At 53.4% G+C, this 22,211-nt stretch carries 25 protein-coding genes; 3 read left to right on the forward strand and 22 right to left on the reverse strand.

Annotation, left to right across the window (positions count from 1 at the left end; genetic code table 11):
* Positions 1-51 precede the first annotated feature (51 nt).
* The 4 genes from yycI to YWK_RS0103455 are packed head-to-tail and all read right to left on the reverse strand — an operon-like array spanning position 52 to position 4,655.
* The gene (gene yycI / locus YWK_RS0103440; protein ID WP_026963699.1) at positions 52-912 is read right to left on the reverse strand and encodes a two-component system regulatory protein YycI; all 861 of its coding nucleotides are present in this window, start codon (positions 910-912) and stop codon (positions 52-54) included.
* Positions 909-2,216, reverse strand: a complete 1,308-nt coding sequence (gene yycH / locus YWK_RS0103445) for a two-component system activity regulator YycH (RefSeq protein WP_026963700.1) — start codon at positions 2,214-2,216, stop codon at positions 909-911. Before yycH ends, yycI begins: the two co-directional genes overlap by 4 nt.
* The gene (locus YWK_RS0103450) at positions 2,213-3,958 is read right to left on the reverse strand and encodes an ATP-binding protein (protein WP_245578499.1); all 1,746 of its coding nucleotides are present in this window, start codon (positions 3,956-3,958) and stop codon (positions 2,213-2,215) included. The genes yycH and YWK_RS0103450 overlap by 4 nt, the downstream gene beginning before the upstream one ends.
* Before the next feature lie 4 nt (positions 3,959-3,962).
* Positions 3,963-4,655 carry a response regulator gene (locus YWK_RS0103455; protein ID WP_026963702.1) on the reverse strand — a complete coding sequence of 231 codons (693 nt, stop codon included), beginning with the start codon at positions 4,653-4,655 and terminating at the stop codon, positions 3,963-3,965.
* 97 nt (positions 4,656-4,752) lie between these two features.
* On the opposite strand from YWK_RS0103455, the gene YWK_RS0103460 reads away from it, so the two are divergent.
* On the forward strand, positions 4,753-5,121 hold the full coding sequence (locus YWK_RS0103460) for a hypothetical protein (RefSeq protein ID WP_026963703.1): 369 nt from the start codon (positions 4,753-4,755) through the stop codon (positions 5,119-5,121).
* 10 nt (positions 5,122-5,131) lie between these two features.
* Here the strand turns inward: YWK_RS0103460 and YWK_RS18125 are convergent, their stop codons facing one another.
* The 5 genes from YWK_RS18125 to YWK_RS0103485 all read right to left on the reverse strand — a co-directional run bounded on the left by YWK_RS18125 (position 5,132) and on the right by YWK_RS0103485 (position 8,672).
* On the reverse strand, positions 5,132-5,551 hold the full coding sequence (locus YWK_RS18125) for a hypothetical protein (RefSeq protein WP_051375038.1): 420 nt from the start codon (positions 5,549-5,551) through the stop codon (positions 5,132-5,134).
* A complete protein-coding gene (gene dnaB / locus YWK_RS0103470) occupies positions 5,548-6,915 on the reverse strand; it encodes a replicative DNA helicase (RefSeq protein ID WP_051375070.1) in 1,368 nt (455 codons plus the stop codon). The genes YWK_RS18125 and dnaB overlap by 4 nt, the downstream gene beginning before the upstream one ends.
* Before the next feature lie 94 nt (positions 6,916-7,009).
* Positions 7,010-7,453 carry a 50S ribosomal protein L9 gene (rplI, locus tag YWK_RS0103475; RefSeq protein WP_026963705.1) on the reverse strand — a complete coding sequence of 148 codons (444 nt, stop codon included), beginning with the start codon at positions 7,451-7,453 and terminating at the stop codon, positions 7,010-7,012.
* A gap of 14 nt (positions 7,454-7,467) precedes the next feature.
* Complete coding sequence (locus YWK_RS0103480) at positions 7,468-8,364, reverse strand: DUF2232 domain-containing protein (protein ID WP_026963706.1); 897 nt, start codon at positions 8,362-8,364, stop codon at positions 7,468-7,470.
* 5 nt (positions 8,365-8,369) lie between these two features.
* Positions 8,370-8,672, reverse strand: coding sequence for a MazG-like family protein (locus YWK_RS0103485; protein ID WP_026963707.1), 303 nt, complete (start codon positions 8,670-8,672; stop codon positions 8,370-8,372).
* 171 nt (positions 8,673-8,843) lie between these two features.
* Here YWK_RS0103485 and YWK_RS0103490 point away from each other — a divergent pair, with 171 nt between their 5' ends.
* Positions 8,844-9,092 (forward strand): hypothetical protein, encoded by a 249-nt coding sequence (locus tag YWK_RS0103490; RefSeq protein ID WP_026963708.1) that lies wholly within the window; start codon positions 8,844-8,846, stop codon positions 9,090-9,092.
* A 74-nt stretch (positions 9,093-9,166) separates the two neighbouring features.
* Here YWK_RS0103490 and YWK_RS0103495 read toward each other — a convergent pair whose 3' ends face one another.
* From YWK_RS0103495 to YWK_RS0103545, 11 genes are all read right to left on the reverse strand, one after another.
* Positions 9,167-10,375, reverse strand: a complete 1,209-nt coding sequence (locus YWK_RS0103495) for a Ger(x)C family spore germination protein (protein ID WP_035465861.1) — start codon at positions 10,373-10,375, stop codon at positions 9,167-9,169.
* Entirely contained in the window at positions 10,372-11,490 is a 1,119-nt protein-coding gene (locus YWK_RS18130) for a GerAB/ArcD/ProY family transporter (RefSeq protein WP_035465863.1), read from the reverse strand. The genes YWK_RS0103495 and YWK_RS18130 overlap by 4 nt, the downstream gene beginning before the upstream one ends.
* A gap of 46 nt (positions 11,491-11,536) precedes the next feature.
* Positions 11,537-13,384: a spore germination protein gene (locus YWK_RS18135; protein WP_084453447.1), complete on the reverse strand. Its 1,848-nt coding sequence runs from the start codon at positions 13,382-13,384 to the stop codon at positions 11,537-11,539.
* Positions 13,385-13,540: 156 nt separating this feature from the next.
* Entirely contained in the window at positions 13,541-13,771 is a 231-nt protein-coding gene (gene rpsR / locus YWK_RS0103510; RefSeq protein ID WP_026963710.1) for a 30S ribosomal protein S18, read from the reverse strand.
* A 71-nt stretch (positions 13,772-13,842) separates the two neighbouring features.
* A complete protein-coding gene (locus tag YWK_RS0103515) occupies positions 13,843-14,304 on the reverse strand; it encodes a single-stranded DNA-binding protein (RefSeq protein WP_026963711.1) in 462 nt (153 codons plus the stop codon).
* A gap of 20 nt (positions 14,305-14,324) precedes the next feature.
* Positions 14,325-14,612 (reverse strand): 30S ribosomal protein S6, encoded by a 288-nt coding sequence (gene rpsF / locus YWK_RS0103520; protein WP_026963712.1) that lies wholly within the window; start codon positions 14,610-14,612, stop codon positions 14,325-14,327.
* Between the two features lie 122 nt (positions 14,613-14,734).
* On the reverse strand, positions 14,735-15,835 hold the full coding sequence (ychF, locus tag YWK_RS0103525) for a redox-regulated ATPase YchF (protein ID WP_026963713.1): 1,101 nt from the start codon (positions 15,833-15,835) through the stop codon (positions 14,735-14,737).
* A 385-nt stretch (positions 15,836-16,220) separates the two neighbouring features.
* Positions 16,221-18,242 carry a molybdopterin-dependent oxidoreductase gene (locus YWK_RS0103530; RefSeq protein ID WP_026963714.1) on the reverse strand — a complete coding sequence of 674 codons (2,022 nt, stop codon included), beginning with the start codon at positions 18,240-18,242 and terminating at the stop codon, positions 16,221-16,223.
* 3 nt (positions 18,243-18,245) lie between these two features.
* On the reverse strand, positions 18,246-18,446 hold the full coding sequence (locus tag YWK_RS22215) for a DUF951 domain-containing protein (RefSeq protein ID WP_026963715.1): 201 nt from the start codon (positions 18,444-18,446) through the stop codon (positions 18,246-18,248).
* A 35-nt stretch (positions 18,447-18,481) separates the two neighbouring features.
* The gene (locus YWK_RS18140; protein WP_169727131.1) at positions 18,482-19,372 is read right to left on the reverse strand and encodes a mechanosensitive ion channel family protein; all 891 of its coding nucleotides are present in this window, start codon (positions 19,370-19,372) and stop codon (positions 18,482-18,484) included.
* A gap of 91 nt (positions 19,373-19,463) precedes the next feature.
* Entirely contained in the window at positions 19,464-20,042 is a 579-nt protein-coding gene (locus YWK_RS0103545; protein WP_026963716.1) for a hypothetical protein, read from the reverse strand.
* Between the two features lie 110 nt (positions 20,043-20,152).
* Between YWK_RS0103545 and yyaC the strand changes: the two genes are divergently transcribed.
* Positions 20,153-20,764 (forward strand): spore protease YyaC, encoded by a 612-nt coding sequence (gene yyaC, locus YWK_RS0103550; protein WP_245578500.1) that lies wholly within the window; start codon positions 20,153-20,155, stop codon positions 20,762-20,764.
* On the opposite strand, the gene YWK_RS0103555 is transcribed toward yyaC, so the two are convergent.
* Positions 20,761-21,645 (reverse strand): diacylglycerol/lipid kinase family protein, encoded by an 885-nt coding sequence (locus YWK_RS0103555; RefSeq protein WP_026963718.1) that lies wholly within the window; start codon positions 21,643-21,645, stop codon positions 20,761-20,763. The genes yyaC and YWK_RS0103555 overlap by 4 nt on opposite strands.
* Complete coding sequence (locus YWK_RS0103560; protein WP_051375040.1) at positions 21,642-22,154, reverse strand: DUF4446 family protein; 513 nt, start codon at positions 22,152-22,154, stop codon at positions 21,642-21,644. The genes YWK_RS0103555 and YWK_RS0103560 overlap by 4 nt, the downstream gene beginning before the upstream one ends.
* Positions 22,155-22,211 lie beyond the last annotated feature (57 nt).

Below are 22,211 nucleotides of genomic sequence, written 5' to 3' on the forward strand. Positions count from 1 at the left end.
GGGCTCGGACTTGAAAGAAACACTCGAGCTTGAAGTACGATGAATGACAGTCTAGGAAGGGGTCTCCACTTCACCGGTAAACGCGTTCACATAGAAAATCTCCCGTGCGGTCATCACCCTCCACACAGGAAACCAGTAAGACGTGGTCGACACATGCTCTGTCTCTGTGGAAGAACCCGGTATTTTATGGTAGTAGCCCAACTGTATGCTTAGTATTCTATTATCCTGCCGCTGCGTCGATTTGTCCACCGTGCTAGCCAGGTTGTTCAGTGCATCCAGTGCGGATATGGTTGGTTTCTTATCTCCACTCGCAGTCACATTGGTGAGATAGATTTGTGTGTAGCCGAGTAGTTGATGATCTTTGACATCTAGAGTGACCGGTACATCAAAGAAGGGAAACGAGTCAAATTGCATGATGAACAAGGGCCGGTTGCTGTTCGCGATGTCTCCACTTGCGAAGCCGGTGTCGCGGATATAACTATCCCCATGCCAGACGTAGTGAAGCGCGGTGGAGAGGTCTGCATCAGACACTTTCGGACATACTGTGTATCTGACTTTCCACGCGCCTGGGTTTGTCACCTGAAGTGTGCCGTCAGTGGATTGCACCATCCGGGCACCGTCGTCATCGTTCGAGTTCCTCGCTGAAGGAAATGCGGTATTCCCCAACAGTTGCAACGACGGTGTCGCATAGGTGGCTCGCACAAACGGCATATCCGGATGCTGAGCGGGGACAGTAGCACTCAAACTAAACCCGTGCTCGGCCAGCAAGGTCTTCGTATTTGCAAGCTGATCCGGATATGATTCTACGTACCCCATCAGTTCCCGATGACTTTGGTAGACCTGTACCCCGAGAATCAAGTCGAGTATGAAAAACGAGACGATAAGCCAGGTTTTCGCCATTTCCCAGTTCATCGTTCATTCATCCCTTTGCTGACTTTTCCAGTCTGTGCATCCACGAGCGCCAGCAACGTACCGCCTTCTGTAACAAAATACATCGGCGTCAAGGAAGCCGAGTCTTGCCCAGGATTGACACGCATGGAATACCCAAGTTCGACGGATACGCTGTGCTGCAGTTTCCATGGCGTATCCTTTGGCACCACGGTCTTCAACGCTTCCGTCAACTCTTCGATACCAATGACTTTCACCGTAGTCGCGGAAATCCGGGCGCCGATATCCAAGAGCGGTCTCTTATATTGAACCACTTTTCCGTTCTGCACTTGGACCTGATACTCTTGGTTGCTCCCTAAAATCGGCAATCCATTGATGTACGTGCGCAGTGTAAAAGAGGTCGGGCTCCCCGCATTGTCATTGACGTATAACACGGTATTTGGGCGTGCACCTCCGTGATTGCGCATGAAGTCCACTGCTGCGGAAACATCGGGCTGCGCACTTTGTGTGGTTTTGGAGACGTTTGGATCCGCATAAGTCAATGTCTGCTGCGCCGAACTCCACCACACCACTTGGCTCCCGTCGGTCCACAACACCGTGCCGTTTCCCTCCTGAACCCGCGTTAGAGCCTGAGGATTGACAAAAAAAGAGTGCACTAAGGGCACAATCGATGGGGATGACACGGTGACCTCAAACGCCTGAGCGGTGGTATCTCGCGCTGGAACAAAGTGATTCGTCGCGGTGTTCCACAGCTTCCACGGACTCTGTCTGACCAGCGTCGCCACATCGTGTGTAAACCTCGCAACGTTAAGGTTTGTTTCCCCTTCATAGGTGGCATTTTCTGTGTCGTATCGGAGATACACGGACTTTGTGGACGCTCCGGATACATACAAGATGACGCGCCTCACGTTTCCCGCCACAGCATTGGTGGCCAGATTCGGGAGCTGTTGTGCGACGTCCCCACTTTGCAGATTATCGCCAAAATCAAACTCTACAGAAGTGCCTGTTGGCCGTTGGCTGGATGAAGGAACCTGGCGCCAGCCAGTGATGGTCGCATGGGTCAAACGCCGTATCCATTCTGCATACAACGGCGTAGCCGGCATGACGATGGTGTTCAACCTTGGATTCTCGGCCGAAGTGAAAATCATTTGATAAGGGACGGCCACATCGCCCACTTGAGGCGACTTGACGGTTGAGAAGTTCTGCCCCACGGTGAACGAGACGCCGCTGCTGTTTTGCCAGTTCCCCCGCCACAACACGTAGCTCAGCAGCATACTCAGAGTCACGAGAAAGGCCAACACTCCGGTTTTTATGTGAGCCAGTTTCATGACTTTTCCCCCTCGGATCTGGGTAACCGAACAAACACTTGCGTCCCTTCCCCAACCTGGCTGGACAAAGCCACCGTCCCCCCGTGTCGCTCTGTAATTTCGCGTACCAGCGCCAGGCCAAGCCCGGTCCCTCCCATTCTCCTGGACCTCGCCTTGTCCACCCGGTAAAACCGCTCAAAGACGTGAGGTAAGTCTTCCGCAGGGATGCCAATCCCGTTGTCCGATACACAAATCTCAACGTCGTCTGGTTCCACGGTTACCGCCACCTCTACGCGACCGTTGTCTGGCGTGTACTTGAGGGCATTACTCAAAAGATTGTCCATCAACCTGTCAAGCCAATCTCTGTCCCCCTTTACGTTGGCATCCTCAGGACAGGTTAAGGTGAGTTGAACATTGCGTGATTGCGCCTGGAACTGAAATCGATGGACAGCGTCGAACAACCACTGTTGTACCGGAATGACACGCTCGTTGAACGGGGCTTTTCCCATTTCCAGTCCTGACAGTTGCAAAAGGTCTTCCGTCAGACGGACCATACGGTTGGTTTCCTGTTCAATCACACGTAAGAACGTCTCCCGCAACCCAGCGTCTGTCTGGTCATCCTGCAACGCCTCTATGTACGACTTAATGCTGGTCAACGGCGTTCGCAACTCGTGGGATACGTTGGCTACAAAGTTTCTTCGCGCGTCTTGCAGCTTCTCTTGCTCAGTCACATCGCGCATGACCGCAACGTAGCCTTCGGTGTCGCCGTTTTTGTGTATCGAGGTAAAGTGCACATGTAACACGGTCGTTCCCACGGGCTTCAGAAACGCGCGCTCGGCGACTCCCTCTGCGACCAGTTTCGAGATGCCCAATACGTCCGCCGCAGGTTCCTCCGTGTTGCGCAGGAACCCTTCTGCTGCTCTGTTTTGGAACACAGGCTGCAAAGATGCATCAAACGCAATCACGCCGTCACCCATGTAGGTAATGACAGCGCGCAAACGTTCCTTTTCCCGTGTGTTTTCAGACAGTGCTTCTTCCAACTTGTCCGCCAAATCGTTGATGGCTGTGGACAGGTCTCCAAGCTCGTCGTCACTGTGGACACTCACACGTTGCGTGAAATCTCCCGCAGCCATGTTTCGGGCTTGCTTGATGACGTCGAGAATGGGCCGTGTCATGGTCCGTGACAGCACCACGCCTAGAACCGCAGTCAGTGTGAGCACGAGTGCACTGCCTGTGTAGAAAATGGTTGTCACTTGCCGGACCGTGTTGTACGTGGCTTGAATGGGCACGACGTATTCCGCAATCCCTACGAATTGCCGCTGGCTTACGATAGGAACGGCGATAGCCAACAGGTGCTGCCCTGTGACCGTATCGTAGTGAATCGCGACGGCGCGCGCATGCGCGACCATCGCTTGCGTTGCGACGGAATCCAGCAGCTTCTGTCCAATCAACGCCGCTCCAGCGCTGCTGTCGATAACGACTCCGTCCTTATTGAGGATGTAGACGGCACCGCTGAACAACTGCGGCAAGGTACTGATGATGGATGGATGCGGCTTCCCTGGCTGCTGGTTGCTGTTGATCTCTGGCGCTGCAATCGTGGCGATTAACTGCGCCTGGTTTTCCGCCGCGTCCGTAGCTGAGTGAATTAAGGACACAGTCAATGTGCGCACGAAATACGCGCCAATGAGTTGCATGGCGAACAGGATGAGGAGCAAGTACACAATGACAAATTTTGTGCGAATGCTCCGCAATCCGCGCCACACTGCCCTACCTCGTAGCGTAATACCCGACACCTCGCTTCGTGCGAACGTAGACTGGGGCACCTGGGTTGTCCTCGAGTTTTTCCCGCAAGCGGCGCACGGTGACGTCGACTGTCCTGTCATCGCCGACGTAATCCGTTCCCCATACCTGAGTGAGCAGATGGTCCCGGGTAAACACAACATCTGGCCGCGCAGCCAAGTATGCAAGCAACTCGAATTCCCGGTGTGTCAAGGGAATCGGAATCCCACGCTTGGTGACGCTGTACGTGTTGTAGTCAATCACAAGTTCGCCGAGGGTAATTTTTTCACGCAAGTCGAAGCGCGTCTCATCCTCCGCGAACGAGCGCCTCAGGTTGGCTTTCACGCGCGCGAGCAGTTCCCTCGTACTAAATGGCTTCGTTACGTAGTCGTCCGCACCTAATTCCAGGCCCAGAACTTTGTCAATCTCAGAATTGCGGGCCGTCAGCATAATAATCGGCACTGTACTGAATGTCCGAACCTCGCGACAAACCTCGAAGCCGTCCAGTTCTGGAAGCATGACATCGAGGAGAATCAAGTGTGGATCCACCGTTTTTGCAAGTCGAATGGCCTCCTGGCCAGTACATGCCGTGTCTACCGTATACCCCTCTTTTTCCAGCGTAAATTTGAGAATGTTGGAGATGGGTTCCTCGTCTTCAACCACCAGAATGTGCACTGTCAGACACCCTCCTTCGTTGCCGAGAAAGTGCAGGATTTCCGTGGATGTTTTGTTCTGCCCCGCTCCAAACTAACGACGTCAGACTAAGGGGGGACAGTACATGCGGGAGCGAACGATATTGTCTTCGTTTTTTTCAGAATCTGAGGCCAATCGAGCGGCTCAGAAAATTCGTGAAATGGGTGTCGAGGTGGCTCAGGTGGACCAATTGCACGCGTACGGAGGCAGGGTCCCAGAGCGCAGATTTTACGCGATTACCGGTGACTTACCCAGCCTCGCGGCGCTTTCCTTGAACACAGATGTCACATCACGCGATACCGGAATTCTACTGGGCGCTGATCCAAGCGCCAGCGGGATGTCGGACGGGCAAGACAACGTGACCGGGCGGAATTGGCTACTGACCGTAGTCTGTCCCGAGCATCAAGTGGAAGACGCAGTACGAATCATAAAAGAGTGCAATGGATACACGTAACAGACCTTGGTCAGTGTCTGGAAACCCAGACAAACTGCGGACTTTCAGCGTATTTGCCCAGTTCATCCAACAGCACCTGATACGGTTCCGTAGACTTTATCGAACTCACCCCGTACTTGCCTAAATCGAACAGAGGGGGCCCGAACCACCACGGTTTGACCGTAATGTACATGTCGACGTTGGCAAGGGCCCCCCGCTCTGCATAGAGCGGGATGCCGTATACAACAGCGAATCTCGCCCAGAACGCCAACGCCAGAAATCCGGCGGCAAAGGCGGTACACCGGATCCAAAATCGAATACTGCGAATCGCCTTCAGGACACGAATGCGCCGTGCCCGGGCCAATCTGCGTTTTCGCCGGCGGCGCTTTTGCCGCGCCAACGCTTGCTGATGGCTGCGGCGATTGAGATGCGGCCGAACTGTATCTGTCATTCTGCAGAATGCACCTTTTCCAGATTCACAAATTTGTTGTAGTTCTTCAGAAATACAAGCTCAATCTTCCCAACGGGACCGTTTCTCTGTTTCGCAATGATGATTTCGATAATGTTCTTCTTCTCCGACTCAGGATCATAGTAGTCGTCACGATACAAGAACGCAACCACGTCGGCATCCTGCTCAATGCTTCCAGACTCACGGATGTCCGACAGCATCGGTCGCTTGTCCTGCCGCTGTTCAACACTACGGCTCAACTGAGCGAGGGCGACAATCGGCACCTCAAGTTCGCGTGCCAGTTGTTTGAGTGAACGAGAAATCTCGGAAATCTCCTGTTGCCGACTCTCTGAGGAGTTGCGGCGACCGTGAATCAGCTGCAAGTAGTCAATGGCCACAAAGGACAGTCCGACTTCCATTTTCAATCGGCGCAATTTGCTCCGCATCTCAGATATCGTGATGCCCGGCGTGTCGTCGATGTAAATGGGCGCATTGCTGAGCGTACTGACACCCATGGACAGTCTGGGCCAATCATCGTCATCCAGTTTTCCGGTGCGCAACTTGTGCCCATCAATGTATGTTTCCGCACACAGCATGCGCTGCACCAACTGATCCTTCGACATTTCAAGGCTGAAGATGGCCACTGGCAGACCCTCGCGCACGGCGATGTTCTGTGAAATATTCAGGACGAACGCCGTTTTCCCGACAGACGGACGCGCAGCAACGATAATCAGATCCGACTTCTGAAATCCACTCGTCATGCGGTCGAGATCACTATAGCCGGTCGGAACCCCGGTGATCTGTCCTTCGCTGTTGTACAGCTGTTCAATCCGTTCAAACGTGGTCTCCAATACGTCGGAGATGTGCGTGAAATCGCGAACGCGGCGGTTTTGCGACAGCTCCATAATCTTGCGCTCCGCCTCTGCCAGCACATCCATGGCGGGCGCACCAGAGTATCCAGAGTTCGCCAACTCCGACGCAGTTGCAATGATCCTCCGCAACATCGCCTTCTCGCTGATGATGTTTGCGTAGTGTTGGACGTGAAGCGCGGTGGGCATCAAAGCGGCCAAGCCCGCAATGTACTGCGTCCCTCCCGCAGCTTCCAAGGCCCCCTCTTTCGATTGAAGTTTGGCGGTGACCGTAATCACATCGACCGGTTCACCGCGCTCGGCCAAATCCTGTATCGCATCGAACAAGACCTGGTGCTCTCTCTTGTAAAAATCACGCGCATCCAGTATTTCCAGCGCCTCTGCCACCGCTTCGGAAGACATCAGCATCGCACCGAGTACATGTCGCTCCGCCTCAATGTGCTGTGGAGGCAAGGCAATCGCGGAATCCTGACTGGACGCGACGGGTTCCCGGTACACATCTAATCCTTCCACGGTTACACCCTCTTAGCATCATGCTTGCTGTTTACCCATTGATGTGGATTGTGCCCGCGTCTTACGCAGCGCGGCATCGTTACTCCGCTTCGACGAACACGGTAATGGTGGCGGTCACTTCCGGATGCAATTTAACATGTACTTGGTGTCCACCGAGGGACTTAATCGGTTCAGGCAATTGGATTTTTCGCTTGTCAATGTCGTACCCAAGCTTGGCCAGCGCGTCTCCAATGTGCTTGGTTGTGATGGCGCCAAACAGCCTTCCGCCTTCACCAGCCTGCGTGTGTACTGTGACTTTTAGGTCGGACATTTTCTCGGCCAGCGCCTTGGCAGCCTGCAACTCCTCGGCCTCCTTGCGGGCCTGTGCTTCTTTTTCCGCCTGTAATTGCTTCAGGTTTGCCTCCGTCGCCTCTTGCGCGAGGTTTCGTGGAAACAAGTAGTTCCGTGCGTATCCTTCGGATACGTTTTTAATATCGCCTTTTTTCCCCTGTCCTTTGACGTCTTGCAACAGAATCACTTTCATCAGACGATGCCCCCTTACCTCATGCGGTTTGCACGGTTCATCAGATCCAGCAATCCCGCGAGAATGTAAATACTGTGTACAAAGGGTATAGGCGCCAAAATCAATAAAAGAACAAGAATCAGCCACTTGCTTCGCATGGGTTGAACCATTCGCCAACACCATGACAGCCCTTGAATTCCAATGAAAAATCCACCGAGGTAAGCCGCGTTGACGCAAGCTTGCCACCAGAATGATGTACTATCTCCTGGTGGGAAGAGAAGCGCCACCGATGCAATCACGTAGACAGCAACGACGGTTTGTGGCAACTGGTATTGAGTCAATAGGCCGGTTGCACAAGACCTGGGTCCCAAGATCAGTTTCGCACCCAGTACGTTGGCCAAGGAAATCAAAAAGCCTGCGACGCAAAGTATGGCAGGTGTCAATAGGTGAACCCTATCCACCAAATCGGCTATCAGGTTGCGAGCTGCTTCCTGCGGCATCGAAGACGACTGCTGTACACTCTCCAGCAGGACCGTTCTGAATGTCGCGTAGAAATCCAAACCCATGGAACGCAACATCGCAAATCCGACCAATTCCAGCATGACGACAGAGAGCGTCCCCACCACCAGCGACTGATACGGTGCACGATTTGATTTTAACGCTTCTCCCATGGACCAACCCATAAAGTACACCACGAGTCCAAACAACGGAGAAAACCATGTATATCCTAAAACAGCCATCAGCAGAGCTGATAACGCAGCCATCCCCACAGGTGCCCAGCGAATGTTTTTTACCGTGAGTACAATCAAAGGAACTGGCAACAGGGATGTTGCAAGAATGCGTGTGGTCGGCGTGACAGCGAATCCCAACAAGGCAACGTATGCCACTCCAGCCAGGATCACTTCACGACTGACTGAATCCGGTGAATTCAATCGGTTCACCTCGAAGCGAGATACCGTTGGACGTAATGAAATTCGCCGGAGTGCATGACTTCATGCCCCAGCGAACGCGGCAAACCACTCTGAGCCTCTCGGTCAATCACCGGGAGATCTACGCCCAGCTGTTGTCCCATAAAATATGCAATGGCGACCAAACCTCCGAGAGATTCCGCGATATCGCGCTCGTTACCGGACTGAATACCGCGAAACACCTCGGAGACTTGTTGAACCAATTCAATCTTCGCCGTCTCAATCGAACGGATTTTGCGGGCAATCTGCATGTGGGGATCCGTGTTCGGCACAGCGATGCCCTCCTCTGTCGTGGTAAGTGTAATCCATGAACATGTTCATATTCCACGCTGTCTATTGAATATCCTTCCCCCGGCACCGGGCAAATCGCGTGCATCATTGGCGATAATGGCATACTCTGGCCTCCAAACGTGCACCCTTCACCACAGGATGAGCTGGACATCATGAACAAGGAGTGGTGTGCGTTGACAAAGGAGACGTTGGTCGCACTGTTCTCATTACATTACACCCGCAACGTCTTGGCGTTGATTTTCGTCACGGGCTGGATTGTGTACTATGTGGACTACAAAAAGATGCGCAACAACATGCCCCAGAGTCGCGAGGTGAAGGTAGCCCACATCGCGTGTATGGTGTACATGTTCGGGAGTCTCGCAGGTTTTATCATACTACAGGTGTTTAACTGGTTGGTCTGAGGTGTTGACTGCATCCCGACGATTTGCAAAGCGCCACCGACTGAACCTGTTGTCCCGTGAACTGCAAAGTACCATCACCGTGCCGACATGCCGGATCTCCGTATGTACACCCTAGGATGCACACGAACTTGCAGCGTTTTGAACACCTCTTCCCACTGCTTTCCATTTCCAATCCGAGCCCAGTACGCCGGCTGAGTGGCCCGTACATACTCTCCGAACCCGAATATATCCACACCCAACGACTGCACCCTGGCAATCAATTCCTTTTGTCTTTGTGCAACCATCGCTGTGAGTTCATCCTGTACTTTGCCAATCCCCGTTTCAAATGGCTTTTCAAACGGTTTGTCTCCAGTCTTTTCCTCAATGTTTGAATCAATTCTAGAATACACATCAAAGACCGGGCGACCGCCCACGATGTGCACAGCACGTTTGGACGAACGTGTCGTCCCACGAACTGTTATGCTGTGCGACGGATCTGAGGGTCTTGGCACCGCCACCGCGTAACCAGACCGCCGCTCGTTCTGTATTTCCATGTACGTGGACGTTTCTAGTCTGTTCAATGTTCCCACCATTTTCCCGTGGTGGAAAATGGCGAGACCTTGGGTTCGGATCTCATCCTCTCGTACCGAGATCACCGGCAGTACTGGCGTCTGCCCCCTTGAGGACAAGACCGACCAAAAACTGCCGAGATATACATTGGGCAAGGTCCCCAACTTGACCGACTGGTCCATCATGTTTACCAGGTATAAAGTCGGGACCCGCTCCAGCTTCGGCGACGAGTTCATCGCTTCTTCTGCGTTTCCAGTTGAGACCAAAAGCCAGGCCAGTCTCCGAATTTCCGCATTTCTACGCAAAAAGTCTTGGATGTCATTGAACGCCTCGGATTTCGCGAGTTCTTGGTTCACGATGATAACGCGCAGATGCCCTAAGAAGATCTTCTCTGCGAGCTCCTGTTGCAAGCTGCTCACAGCGTCGTCCATGGTCTTCCCAGTGGCCTGAATGACCCATACAGGTTTGTCTGAGGCGGCGCCCCCTGAACCGCCGCCTGGCCCCAAAGGAATTCGTCCAGGGATTGCGATTTGCGCCGTCACTTTAAAGCCAGGACCTTCGCCGCGCGCGGCCGGACCCGTGACGCCGCGAACATCGGATTCATCTGGAGGATCAATCGCCATGCCCAATACGGTTGCACGTTGCTCAATTTCAATTCGGTCCCAACACCCGGTGACCGTAAACAGAGTAACCAATGTCGTGATGAGTATGACTGCGGCGCGTCGGAACCTCATGCCCGCTTCACCTGTTTCCGCTTCAATGCACCGGTGCCGAAATGCAGCGCGAAGAGCAAGGCGGGAATACCGACCGTCAGAACCAGGCCGCTCAAACCCACCCATTGCACCATTCGGTATACGTCGACAATGTTCGAAGGCTGCATCGCTGCGAGAAAAACCACGGGAACTAAAAGCGACGTGAAGGCCCGATGATCCTGAAAGTTGAATAGATGGACGAGCCCTTGAATGGAAAAGTAGTAAGAAGCAAAAATCGCCGTGAACACGGCGGTCACCCAGACTGCCAAGAAGACGGGGTCCAACCGTTCGAGAAAGAACAGGGGAATCGCAGCCGTCTTGGCCAATTCCAGTGTTGGCCAAATCAAGTTCTTCATTTCCTCTGTTCCAAACACGGCCAACGTCGCCACGTCGAGGATTAAATAGACCGCACCTGCCGCTACGACACCGATGAGCGCGCCTTTCCACGCCTTGTTCGTCTGATACATGTACGGCGTCAGGAGACCCGTAATCATGTAGTTCTGAAACAGACAGGCCACGAACAAAATCGCATATACGTAGTTTGAAACATTGGTTTGATATCCAAAGGAAATGATAGGAAGAATGTTTGTCAGTCGAGCGCTGCGCAGGGTAAGTGCGATGAGGACCAGTACCGGAATGTATACGAATGGCATGTAGAACGTCAGGATACGAGAAAACACCGTGACGTCATTGCGCGCTGCGGTCGCTGCGAGGACCAACATAATGAGAATGGTAATCTCCAGCGGTGTCCGCTGTAACACAGAAGTGACCACGACTTCTCCAAACTCCCGCGCTGCCATCGCCTCCAGTTCCAAGAAGTACAAGACCAATGCCAAGGTCACAATGCGTCCCAGCCAACGACCGAGCAGTTTGTCACTGTATTCAAACAGAGTCATGTTTGGGTACTGATGGCCCAGATACGACAGCATGAGGGCGCATCCCAACATGAGCAGGACTCCAAATAGCGTCGCCAGAGGCGCGCCAGTTCCCGCGTGTTGAGCCGTAATCCTCGGAAATGCCAAGAGGCCCACTCCGATAATGGTGGTCCCAAGGTTCATGGCAAATTGCATGACCGTGATGGTTTTTGGCTTGTTCATAGGGTCCCCCTCATCGTTTCTTGTCGGCCCTGTTTTTGTTTGACGCCTAACTGCTGGAACCCTGACTGCCAGATCCCTTACTGGATCCCTGACTACTGGACCCCTGGCTACCGGATCCCTGGCTACTGGATCCTCGGCGACCGGACCCTCCACTACCAGACCCTCCACTACCGGCCCCTTGGCTGCCAGACCCTCCTCCGGCGCTGGTGCCGGCGGAATTTGGCTGTTGCCCGTTCTGCATCTGCGAGTTGCGTGGATCCAAGGGGCTCTGTTTCTGTTCCGCGAGATCCTGTAAACCGACGTTGACGCGGACGGTGTCATCTGTGGCTAATTGCTTGGGTCGCTTTCTCATCGACCACACGGGCGCTCGGATCACCGTATCCTGCAGTCCGGACGCGTCCGCAGGAACAACCGGGCTTAAGTACGGCACACCAAACGATTCGAGAGAGTTTAAGTGGTTGATGATGAAGATGATGCCCACCATCACACCGTAGAGTCCGAACATGCCGGCCAGAATCATCACCGGAAACCGCAGCATTCTCAGCGCAACAGCGGCATTGTAGGCCGGTGTCGCAAACGAACCAATGGTGGTCATGGCAACAATGACAACGGTGATAGGACTGACGAATCCAGCTTGCACCGCAGCCTCACCAATGACGAGAACCCCTACAATCGACAACGCCCCTCCAATCTGCTGCGGCAGGCGAATGGTGGCTTCCCTCAGAATTTCCATCACCAATTCCAATCCAAAGATTTCTGCAATCGCTGGGAACGGAACCCCAGCTCGACCCCCGGCCACCGCAACTGCGAATTTCGTTGGAATCATTTCCGGGTTGTACGAGATCAGAGACACGTACAGCGACGGAAATATCAGCGAAAAGATGAGGGCTAACAAGCGGATCCCACGGATCATACTCGCCATGTGAAAGCGCGTATCGTAGTCCTCTGCCGTCTGATAAAATTGCGAGAACACGGCAGGCACAATCAATGCGAAAGGCGATCCGTCCACGAGGATGACCACTCGCCCCTCCAACATGGCCGCTACGGCCTTGTCCGGCCTCTCCGTGTTTTGCACCTGCGGAAACGGCGAGTAGTGATTGTCTTCAATGAACTGCTCCAAGTACCCGGATCCGTACAGCGCATCTGTTTCCACGAGGCGGAGACGACGTTCCACTTCATTGATCAGTTCCTGGTTGGCGATGTTCGCGTGGTAAAGATAGGCGATGTTTGTCGTCGTGCGTTGGCCAATCTGCATTTGGCGAACCCGCAGGTCTGGCGACCGCATACGGCGCCGAATCAAAGATACGTTGGTTCCCAGAGATTCGATAAACGCCTCGCGCGCACCCTGAATGACCTGTTCTGTTCCCGGAGGTTCAATCGCGCGTTCCTTGAATGCCTGGGTGCAAAGGCCGATGCCCTTCACCACACCATCCATGAATAGCACGGAGTTCCCAGAAATCACCCATGTTGCCGCCTGTTTCATGCTTGTGATATCGCTGACGTCAGCGTATGGAATGCACTGCGAGATCACCATCTCAAAGAGAGTAGGCCCAGATTGTTCACTTTTATCCAGGTCGAACATGAGACTCGCCAGAATTTTGTTGATGTCCGATTTGGACGACGCGTTGTCGAGGTACACGAGCGCGCATCGATGTGTCCCATGGTTGATTTGAATGCGGAACTGTCGTATGAGTAAGTCCATATCCATACCAAGAATGGATTTCATACCAGCAAGGTTTTCGTCCAAGTCAGCAGATAAGCGGTATTCCGATACAGCCTCTGCCGACGGCCCGTCCTGTCCGTGCGCTCGCCCCGAATGCACCTGCACGCGTGACGGCCGGACGTCGCCAACTCGTATGGATTTCCGGTATTTTAACTTCCCGATTAACGTCATAACGACCACCTATGGTTGGGCTTTCATGTATAGCATGACCAAGTCGGCTATCCCTATCCGTTGTGCTTACTCAATTCCTCGCCCCATAGGCAGATAAAGTAAAGGAGTGCACCCTTCGATATCGAAGAGTGCACTCCTTTACTTGGTTGTTACATCTTACTCGGTTGTATAAGCCATTAACGCGACTTGACGTGCGCGCTTGATAGCGACGGTCACTTGGCGTTGGTGGCGTGCACAGTTCCCGGAAATACGTCTAGGCAAAATCTTGCCGCGGTCCGTCAGATACTTCGACAAACGATTCACGTCTTTGTAATCGGCGTGATCAATTTTGTCCACGCAGAACTGACAAACCTTACGACGCTTTCCGCCACGGCCTTTACGCGGCATTGAAATCAACTCCTCGTCGTAATTGTCTTTGGCGAACACACCTTGCAGGTGCAAGCGATACAACGACCGTCTCAGAACGGTAAATCATCTTCTGAAATATCGATCATCTGACTGTCGTCTGCAAATGGATCATCTTCAAAGCGCGGGCTACGCTTGCTCTCCGGATTGACTCGTGGCCCTCCAGACGGCGCTGCTCCACCGCCCATCCCCTGATCACCACGATCCAGGAAGCGAACTGATTCTGCGACCACTTCGGCAACGCGAACCTTCTGGCCTTCGCGGTTTTCGTAGCTGCGGATTTGCAGCCGTCCATCCACTGCAGCAAGACGGCCTTTGTGCAAGTATTGTGCACACAGCTCAGCCTGCTTTTGCCAGACGACAATGTTGATAAAGTCGGTTTCACGTTCCCCGTTTTGATTGGGTCGCGGACGATCTACGGCGAGTCCAAACGAAGCTACCGCCGTACCTGAATTCGTGTAGCGCAGCTCAGGGTCTTGTGTGAGGCGCCCAATGAGTATCACCCGGTTCAGCATGCATACCCCTCCAACGAGATCTATTCGCCCAAACGCACGGTGAGATAGCGGATAACTTTATCCTCGAGTCTCAGCATGCGTTCCAGCTCGCGAGTGAAGTCCGTGTCAGCCGAGAATTGCATGAGCACGTAATAGCCTTCGCGGTAACGATTGATCTCGTAAGCCAATCGGCGCTTACCGATTTCCTGAAGTTGATCGATCTGTCCGCCGTGCTCAGTGACGAGGGATTGGTATTTTTCAACCAACTCTTTGATCTGTTCCGCTTCCAGGTCAGGCTTCAAGATGTACATCGTTTCGTACTGGCGCATGTATTTCACCTCCTTGTGGACTGTGGCCCGGCCATGCCGACCGAGCAAGGACAGGTGCGGCACAAACAAGCGTGCCAAGGCTACATGATACCACGTACGCCTAGAAACTACAAGACAATCCTTTATACGTTAAAGCGGAAATGCATGACATCTCCATCTTGGACGACGTAGTCTTTTCCTTCGAGGCGAAACTTACCGGCTTCGCGAGCTGCTTGGTAAGAACCCGCTTGTATCAAATCTTCATAAGAGACAACTTCGGCGCGGATGAAGCCGCGTTCAAAGTCGGAGTGAATCACGCCTGCCGCCTGCGGAGCTTTCGTTCCACGGCGAATGGTCCAGGCCCGGACTTCCGGTTCGCCAGCTGTGAAGTACGTAATCAATCCTAGCAGTTTGTATGAGGAACGGATGAGCTTGTCCAATCCAGATTCCGTTAAACCAAGGTCATTGAGAAACGCCTGCCGGTCTTCTCCCTCGAGTTCCGCAATCTCTGCCTCCAATTGCGCACAGACGACGACGACTTCAGCGCCTTCCTCTGCTGCACGTTGACGAACTTTGACCACATGTGGGTTTGCGTCCGGGTCCGAGATGTCGTCTTCCCCAACATTTGCAGCATACAACACCGGTTTTGCTGTCAGCAGAGGGAGGTCCTTGAGGGCGTCCTTCTCCTCATCGGACAAGTCCACGGTCCGAGCTGGTTTCCCCTCTTCGAAGGCTGCCGCCAGGCGCGTGAGCGCCTCCACTTCGACCGCATACTTTTTCTCCCCGGATTTCATGTTTTTCTTGGCCTTTTCCAGTCGCTTCTGGACTGACTCCAGGTCGGATAAAATCAATTCCAGGTCGATGGTCTCGATGTCTCGAATCGGATCCACGGAGCCCGAAACGTGCGTGATATCGCTGTTTTCAAAGCACCGAACAACATGTACAATCGCGTCAACTTCGCGAATGTGACCCAGAAACTTATTTCCGAGGCCTTCGCCTTTGCTCGCGCCTGCGACCAGTCCCGCGATGTCCACAAACTCGAAGGCCGTCGGCACAATCCGCCGTGGATGGACAATCTTGGCCAGTTCTTGTAAGCGCACATCCGGAACCTCGACAACCCCGACGTTTGGATCTATGGTACAAAACGGATAGTTGGCTGCTTCCGCACCCGCCCGCGTGATGGCATTGAACAATGTCGACTTGCCAACATTGGGAAGTCCAACAATTCCAGCCTGTAGTGGCATTCGAGCACCTCTTTCCAACTTGTTGCTTGCCCCATTATATTGAATGTAGTACGACGAAACAATGATGCGTGGTACGAAAACTTGTGATTTTGCAAGGTTCTTGCGCGCTTTTTTGCAACAACGGGCGCCGAGCGCGCCCAAATCCACCTCAGGTCATTCAGATGAGTGGATACAACTTTGCATCTATGGCAAACTAGTTCTGCAAGGAGGTGTTGGTTATGCTCCGCCGTTTGATTCGGAAGCTGCGGCTACGCAAAGTACCGACAAAGGCGTTAGCTGCCACAGTATTGTCCCCCAAGAAGCCATCGCGTTCTTCTCTGCACTGCGCGTAATGGAGTAGAACTTATGACATGTCATCTTGAGCCCTACCTGGGCTCTTTTCATGTCATTCCTCGGCAGTCATGGGCTCCACGTTCACAGTGCAGTCATACTGTGCGGTCTGGTCTCCGAAATCTGCCTTGTGACGCTTCGTAAAATGGTTCACCGTGATACCCTGTCCCCACCAACCAGACTCTAGTTTTACTGTGTAGGGATGTCCTCCCGCCTTGATTTTTACGCGAACTGTCAATTCGGCCTGGTCATTCCACACCCGAGCCAGCCCGTCCTGCTTCAATCCTCTCTCTGCTGCGATCGCCGACGATACCTCCAGTGTAGGAATCGGTGGAACGTTGGGCGCATCTCGGTGTTGAGAGTTTTCTGAGACTCTCGGGTGAATGGTCAGCATGGGGTACGGAAACCGCGCTCTGCCGGAACCAGATTCCTCGCACCGCGCTCCATGTGAGCCGATTTCTCTCGGTTTCACATATGTGGCATGCCCACTGTGTCCTTCGGCACGCGCCGTTTCCGACACAAACTCGTACTTTCCAGACGGAGTGCGGAATTGATAATCAGACCAAGGGACATCCGGCGTCGGCACTCGAATGGTTCCTTGCTGTTTCAGTTCCTGCAACGTAATCCCGTGTTCGCGAAGCGGATGGAGCGCCAGACTCATCCACTCCTCCACGGGACGCCTCATCTTGTCCCCAAATCCCAGTTCGTCCGCCAGTGCCGCAAAGATTTCCCAGTCCGGTCGTGCCTCGCCGCGAGGTTCACAGACCCGGTGGATGTACGTCACGTAATTGTGCCACATCGTCGAGTACACGAAGTCCTCCTCTTCGAGGACACTCGTGCACGGAAGGAAGTAGTCTGCCAATTCCGCAGTCTTGGTCATAAACATATCGACCACAACGATGCAGGGAATACGTTTGTACGCCTCGAGGAGCCTCGCCGTGTCAGGAACTTGCGTCACCGGGTTGGTGCGCGTGACGAACATCAACTCGATAGGTGGGTTGGCAGAGAGAATCTCGTCTGCTTGCTGCCCCCGCGAAAACTCGCGCACATCTGCACCATCGCGCGCAGTCAGAGCGCTGTCATTGAGAAATTCCGACATCATCCGGTTCGCGTAATTGACGCCTCCCCCTGGGATGCCCACGTGGCCCGTCGCAGCGACAAGTGCGTCAATGGCGCGAATCGCGTTGCCTCCCCCTGGGTACCGCTGCATACCAAGTCCGAGAAGCGTAGCTACAGGCCGGGTGGTACCATAGAACTCCGCGAGGCGTACGATGTGCTCGATGGGAACGTCCGTTTCTTGCTCGACGACGTCCAGCGTGAACTGGTCCAGATAGGCAGAAAACTCGGCCCACCCCACAGCGTGCTGTCTGAGGAACGTCTCATCCAGCCAGCCGCAGTCTTTGCAGTGCTTCAGGACACCCAGTGCCAAAGCACCGTCCGTGCCGGGGCGAGGAGCAATGACGAGATCTGCCCGCGGGTGAAGATCGGTAGGTAAAGGATTCACAATACACAGTTTCGCGCCGTTCGAGATGGCTTTTTTTAAGAATGGCGTCATGTGAATGTTCGTCACACTCACATTTCTCCCCCAAACCACAATCCCACTGGCGTTCGTGAGATCGTTCGGAGCATGACTTCTCGCTTGTCCGAAATCGTAGCGTTGCGCCTCGAGTCCGGCTTCCCAGCACAAACTGCCGACGGTCTCCGTACACCCACCAAGCAGGTAGAAGAAGCGTTGATTGAGATTCTTGAGGACTGTACCTGAGCCCCAGTCATACGCGTGCAAAATCGCATGGTGCCCATGTGTCGCTAAGACATGTTGAATTTTATCTGCAATTTCCCGGAGTGCCTGTTCCCACGAAATCCTCGTCCAACTGCCGGCTACCTTTTTCAGCGGGTGCAGAACTCTGTCGGGATGATACATCCGGTCTTTCAGACGCCGCCCCTTGTTACAGAGAAAACCCCGTGTGACCGGATGATCCGGATCGCCCACGAGGTCTTTCACCACACCGCCTTCCACGTGTGCGATGATGCTGCACGTGTCCCAGCAATCCAGTGGACATGCGGTCTTTATGTTCATCCATCATCCCTCACTGTCAGCAGGCTTGAGCAACTTCCGCACAATCCTATCAAAGCGGACGCGCGGAATGAGAACACTGTGCCCACACCGCGCACACTTCACGCGAATGTCCATGCCCATGCGGATGACGACCCATTCGTTCGCCCCACAGGCGTGCGGTTTCTTCAGTTGAACGGTGTCTCCCAATGCGTAGTTCACGGTCATCGTGTGGCCCCCCTTGGTTCCCCATCGCGATGTTGTCAAGACTCAGACGTGTGTGCCGATTCCAAAACGGCGTTGGCGTGTGCCTTGTCCGGTGGCGCTTGCACGCAGATCATCCGCGTTGCACCTGGTATTTCAATGCCTTCTTGATCAAACGCTTCTTTGACCCGCTGATAGGCTAAGCGCTGAACACCGTACTGCGTCGTCGGGCGACACTCCGCCGTCACGCGAATGACAATATGGTTTTCTCCGAGAGATTGTACGCCTTGAATCTGTACATCGCCCACGATGTTGTCGTTTTCGGCCTTCACGCGGTCCATTGCCATTTGAATCACTCTCATGGCATGCTTCAGGTCTGCTTCATAACTGACCGCAATGTCAATCACGGCGATGGAATTGTGCCTGGAGTAATTCGTGACCTGTTGAATTTGACCGTTGGGGATAATTTCGACTTCCCCAGTCCAGGCCTTGATGCGCGTCAGTCGAAGGCCAATACTCTGCACCGTACCTGTAAACTGGTTGATTTTCACGAGGTCGCCCACACCGTATTGGTCTTCAAACAAAATAAACAACCCCGTCAACACATCTTTGATTAAACTCTGCGCGCCAAATCCTACGGCAAGTCCAGCGATGCCTGCACCGGCGAGCAAGGTCTCAACGTGGATATTTATCGAAGTCAGGGCTTCCACGACGAAGATGAAGTAAATCAGGTAACGCACCACGTTGTCGAGCAAGGACGTCAACGTGTTTCTTCGACGCTCGTCCATTCGCATCGTCTGGGACTTCATCAGCCGGTTGATGACTGAAATCGAAATTCGAATGGCGATGCGAGCGAGGATAAAGTAGACAATCACGAGAATGATGTGGCCAAGCACGGTGACAATCGGATAGTTCCGCGAGTCTGCATACCAGTCGAGTAAGTACTGCACTATGCTATCTCCTGCCTTTCCCGTCTCCATGATAGCACAGGGCCATGAATCCCGACAAAGTAACTGTGTTTTTGCACAGCAGTCATAAGGCTTACGTATGCCAGTGGGTTTGGGCCAGCAGATTCACCGCTACAGAATGCTGGAGCATGCCGGACAAGAGCGGAAGTCCCTTGAACCAAGCCAAATTGATAAACAGTAAACAGGTCATCAAACAGACGTATAGTCCGCAGCCTGCCCCCATCAGCGCAGTGGATATCCTGTTTTTCTCTCCGTCCAACGTACTCGGCCCATCCCACAACACTTCCGATAAGTAGCCTGTAATCACAAACGCCAGGAAGATGGCGGTGGTGATGGCTGCGAAGAGAATGCCTTGGATGATGTGAAGGGCAAGCCACTGTAATTGATCTATCCCAGAAACAGCCGGCTCCGGCGGCACAAATCGAGAGAGTGCAGAAACTGTCTGTGTATTCAGCGAGATTTGGGACTGAATCCAATGAAATGCGGAACTGGTTGGGGGTATGAAAGCAGTGGCCAGCCACCGTGTCAGGTTTGCAGCCACGTACCCTGCAGAAATGATCCCCCCGGCGTACAGGACGGCTCGCCGAAGCCCCTTGTTGCGAAACCAGACCACCATCCACGTGATCTCTGCGAGCAAAAATACGTCTATCAATGTCGTCTCCCCTTCTATGTCTACACTCAATTGAGCGGACAAACACACAGGTATAGTTGATGGTACGCCTACGTATACTGGGAATATTCCGAGTTAGGAGGATTTCCGGAGTGGACAACGTTCAATCTTCCGAAGTGTGCGGTACCAGCGGCGAGTTTCCTGCGTTCCGCGTCTCATTTGACGACGACGACGCGGTAGAAAGACTCAGTCGTGCAATGGATAGTCTCCTTGAATCGGCTGGCCGTCGTGAAGTCGTCATTGTTTGCGTCGGCACCGACAGGTCGACCGGGGATTCGTTCGGTCCCATCATTGGGTCCAAGTTGTACTCTGTAGTGGGCGCGAAAGTGTACGGCACGTTGGACGAGCCTGTTCATGCGGTAAACTTGGCCGCAACACTTGAATACATCGCCAAATCACACAAGGAGAACCCGTTCGTCATCGCGGTTGACGCGTGTTTGGGGAAGTTTGACCACGTCGGACAGATCATCGTTGAACGTGGGCCTTTGCGGCCGGGAGCAGGTGTGAAGAAAACGTTGCCGGAGTTTGGGGATTTCACCGTGACCGGGGTCGTCAATGTGTCGGGATTTATGGAGTACTTTGTGTTACAAAATACGAGACTCGGCATTGTGATGAAAATGACGGACATTGTCGTGGAAGCCATCAGGAATGGTTTGTTTCGCCGCAACATGCGATTGGGCATTTCACAGGCCATGCGCAGCTAGAGTTCTGCCGGTGTAATCACGCGCAGGCCGCCCGGTTGCACAGTCGCTGTAATTTCTTCATAGGTCCTTCCCACTTCACCGTCAAATTCACTACGTCTGGCTGTGTTGCGAAAGTGAATGCGTACCTCCTGCCCTTGAAAAAAGGTAACAGCAGGATGACGGATGTGCTGTCCACGGTATACAGAAGGGAAAAGTCTCAGGAGACTGAATTTCGTCAGGTCAGACACAATACAAATGTCACACCGTCCGTCGTTCATTACGGCGTGCGGTGTGATTTGCATTCCACCACCAATACTCCGTCCATTGGAGAGCACCACTAGGGAAACGTGATGAAATGCAAACGATTGTCCATCCACAACCAACTCCATTGCAAACGGACGATAGTGATACAAGGTTTTCGGCATGATGATGCCATAGGCCAATCTGCCAAGTCGCTTCACTTTTGGACTCTGTTCAACATGGTGGACAACGTCAGCATCCAATCCAAACCCGCATGCATTCACCGTCCAACCGTCGTTGACCTGGAGAACGTCCAGCCGTCGTATCGGTTGGGACATCGCAGTAAGTAAGGCAGCGTCCAACGAGGTTGGAATCCCCACATTGCGGACAAAATCGTTCCCTGTGCCGGCAGGAATCACCGCCAGTGGGCGGTTTTGAGCAATGGAGACTTGAGCCACTCGATGCACAGTCCCATCACCGCCCACTGCAACGAGCACTGTGTCGTCGTCTGCGGGAATCTCGTCCTGAACGTCGTACGCAACAGTGTAAGGCACCGCGCGAAATCGCTCATGTTGCTTCAAGTATGCTTCAATTTTCGACCATGTTTTCAGTGAACGGCCTCGTCCTGCGGCCGGATTCACAATGAAGTGTAAACGCCTCATACGTTCACGCTGCGCCTCGACTCAACCTTTTCATGGTCTCCACGAATCACTTGTAACTCTTCATCTGTCAGTGTGTAGGTGGACGTCCCGGCCTTCACAGGTTTTGCATATGTACGCGATTCGTCTCGGCCGTAAATGGAAGATATCACGACCCCATCGCCATTGTCGTCTAACAAAGCCACAGAAAAGCTTAAGTCGCTGCCGGTCTCGGCAAACGCGTTGTACCTCATCACTCTGGCCGTCGACACTTTACTCCGAACTTGCTCCTGCAGTTGTTCAATGATCTGACGCGTTCCCCCAAGTTCCTGGCGCAATTGTTCCACCTGTTTCACGGTGCGGTCATAGACCTCTTCGAGGTCCGCAGTAGCTCGGATGGATTTCCACCTTTTCAAACGTCGCTTCAATGCGCCGTTGGCGAATACGGCAACCAGAGCAAGTACAAATCCGATGATGGAGATGATTGCTGATAAGGCAATCACATAAAGTTGATACTGTTGAAAGTATGGCATGGTTCCCCTCTCCGTTTCTGTTCCTAGGCCTTTTCAAAATCTGTTGCACCCTTCTGA

The organism is Alicyclobacillus pomorum DSM 14955, from assembly GCF_000472905.1.
Taxonomy (GTDB): Bacteria; Bacillota; Bacilli; order Alicyclobacillales; family Alicyclobacillaceae; genus Alicyclobacillus_A; species Alicyclobacillus_A pomorum.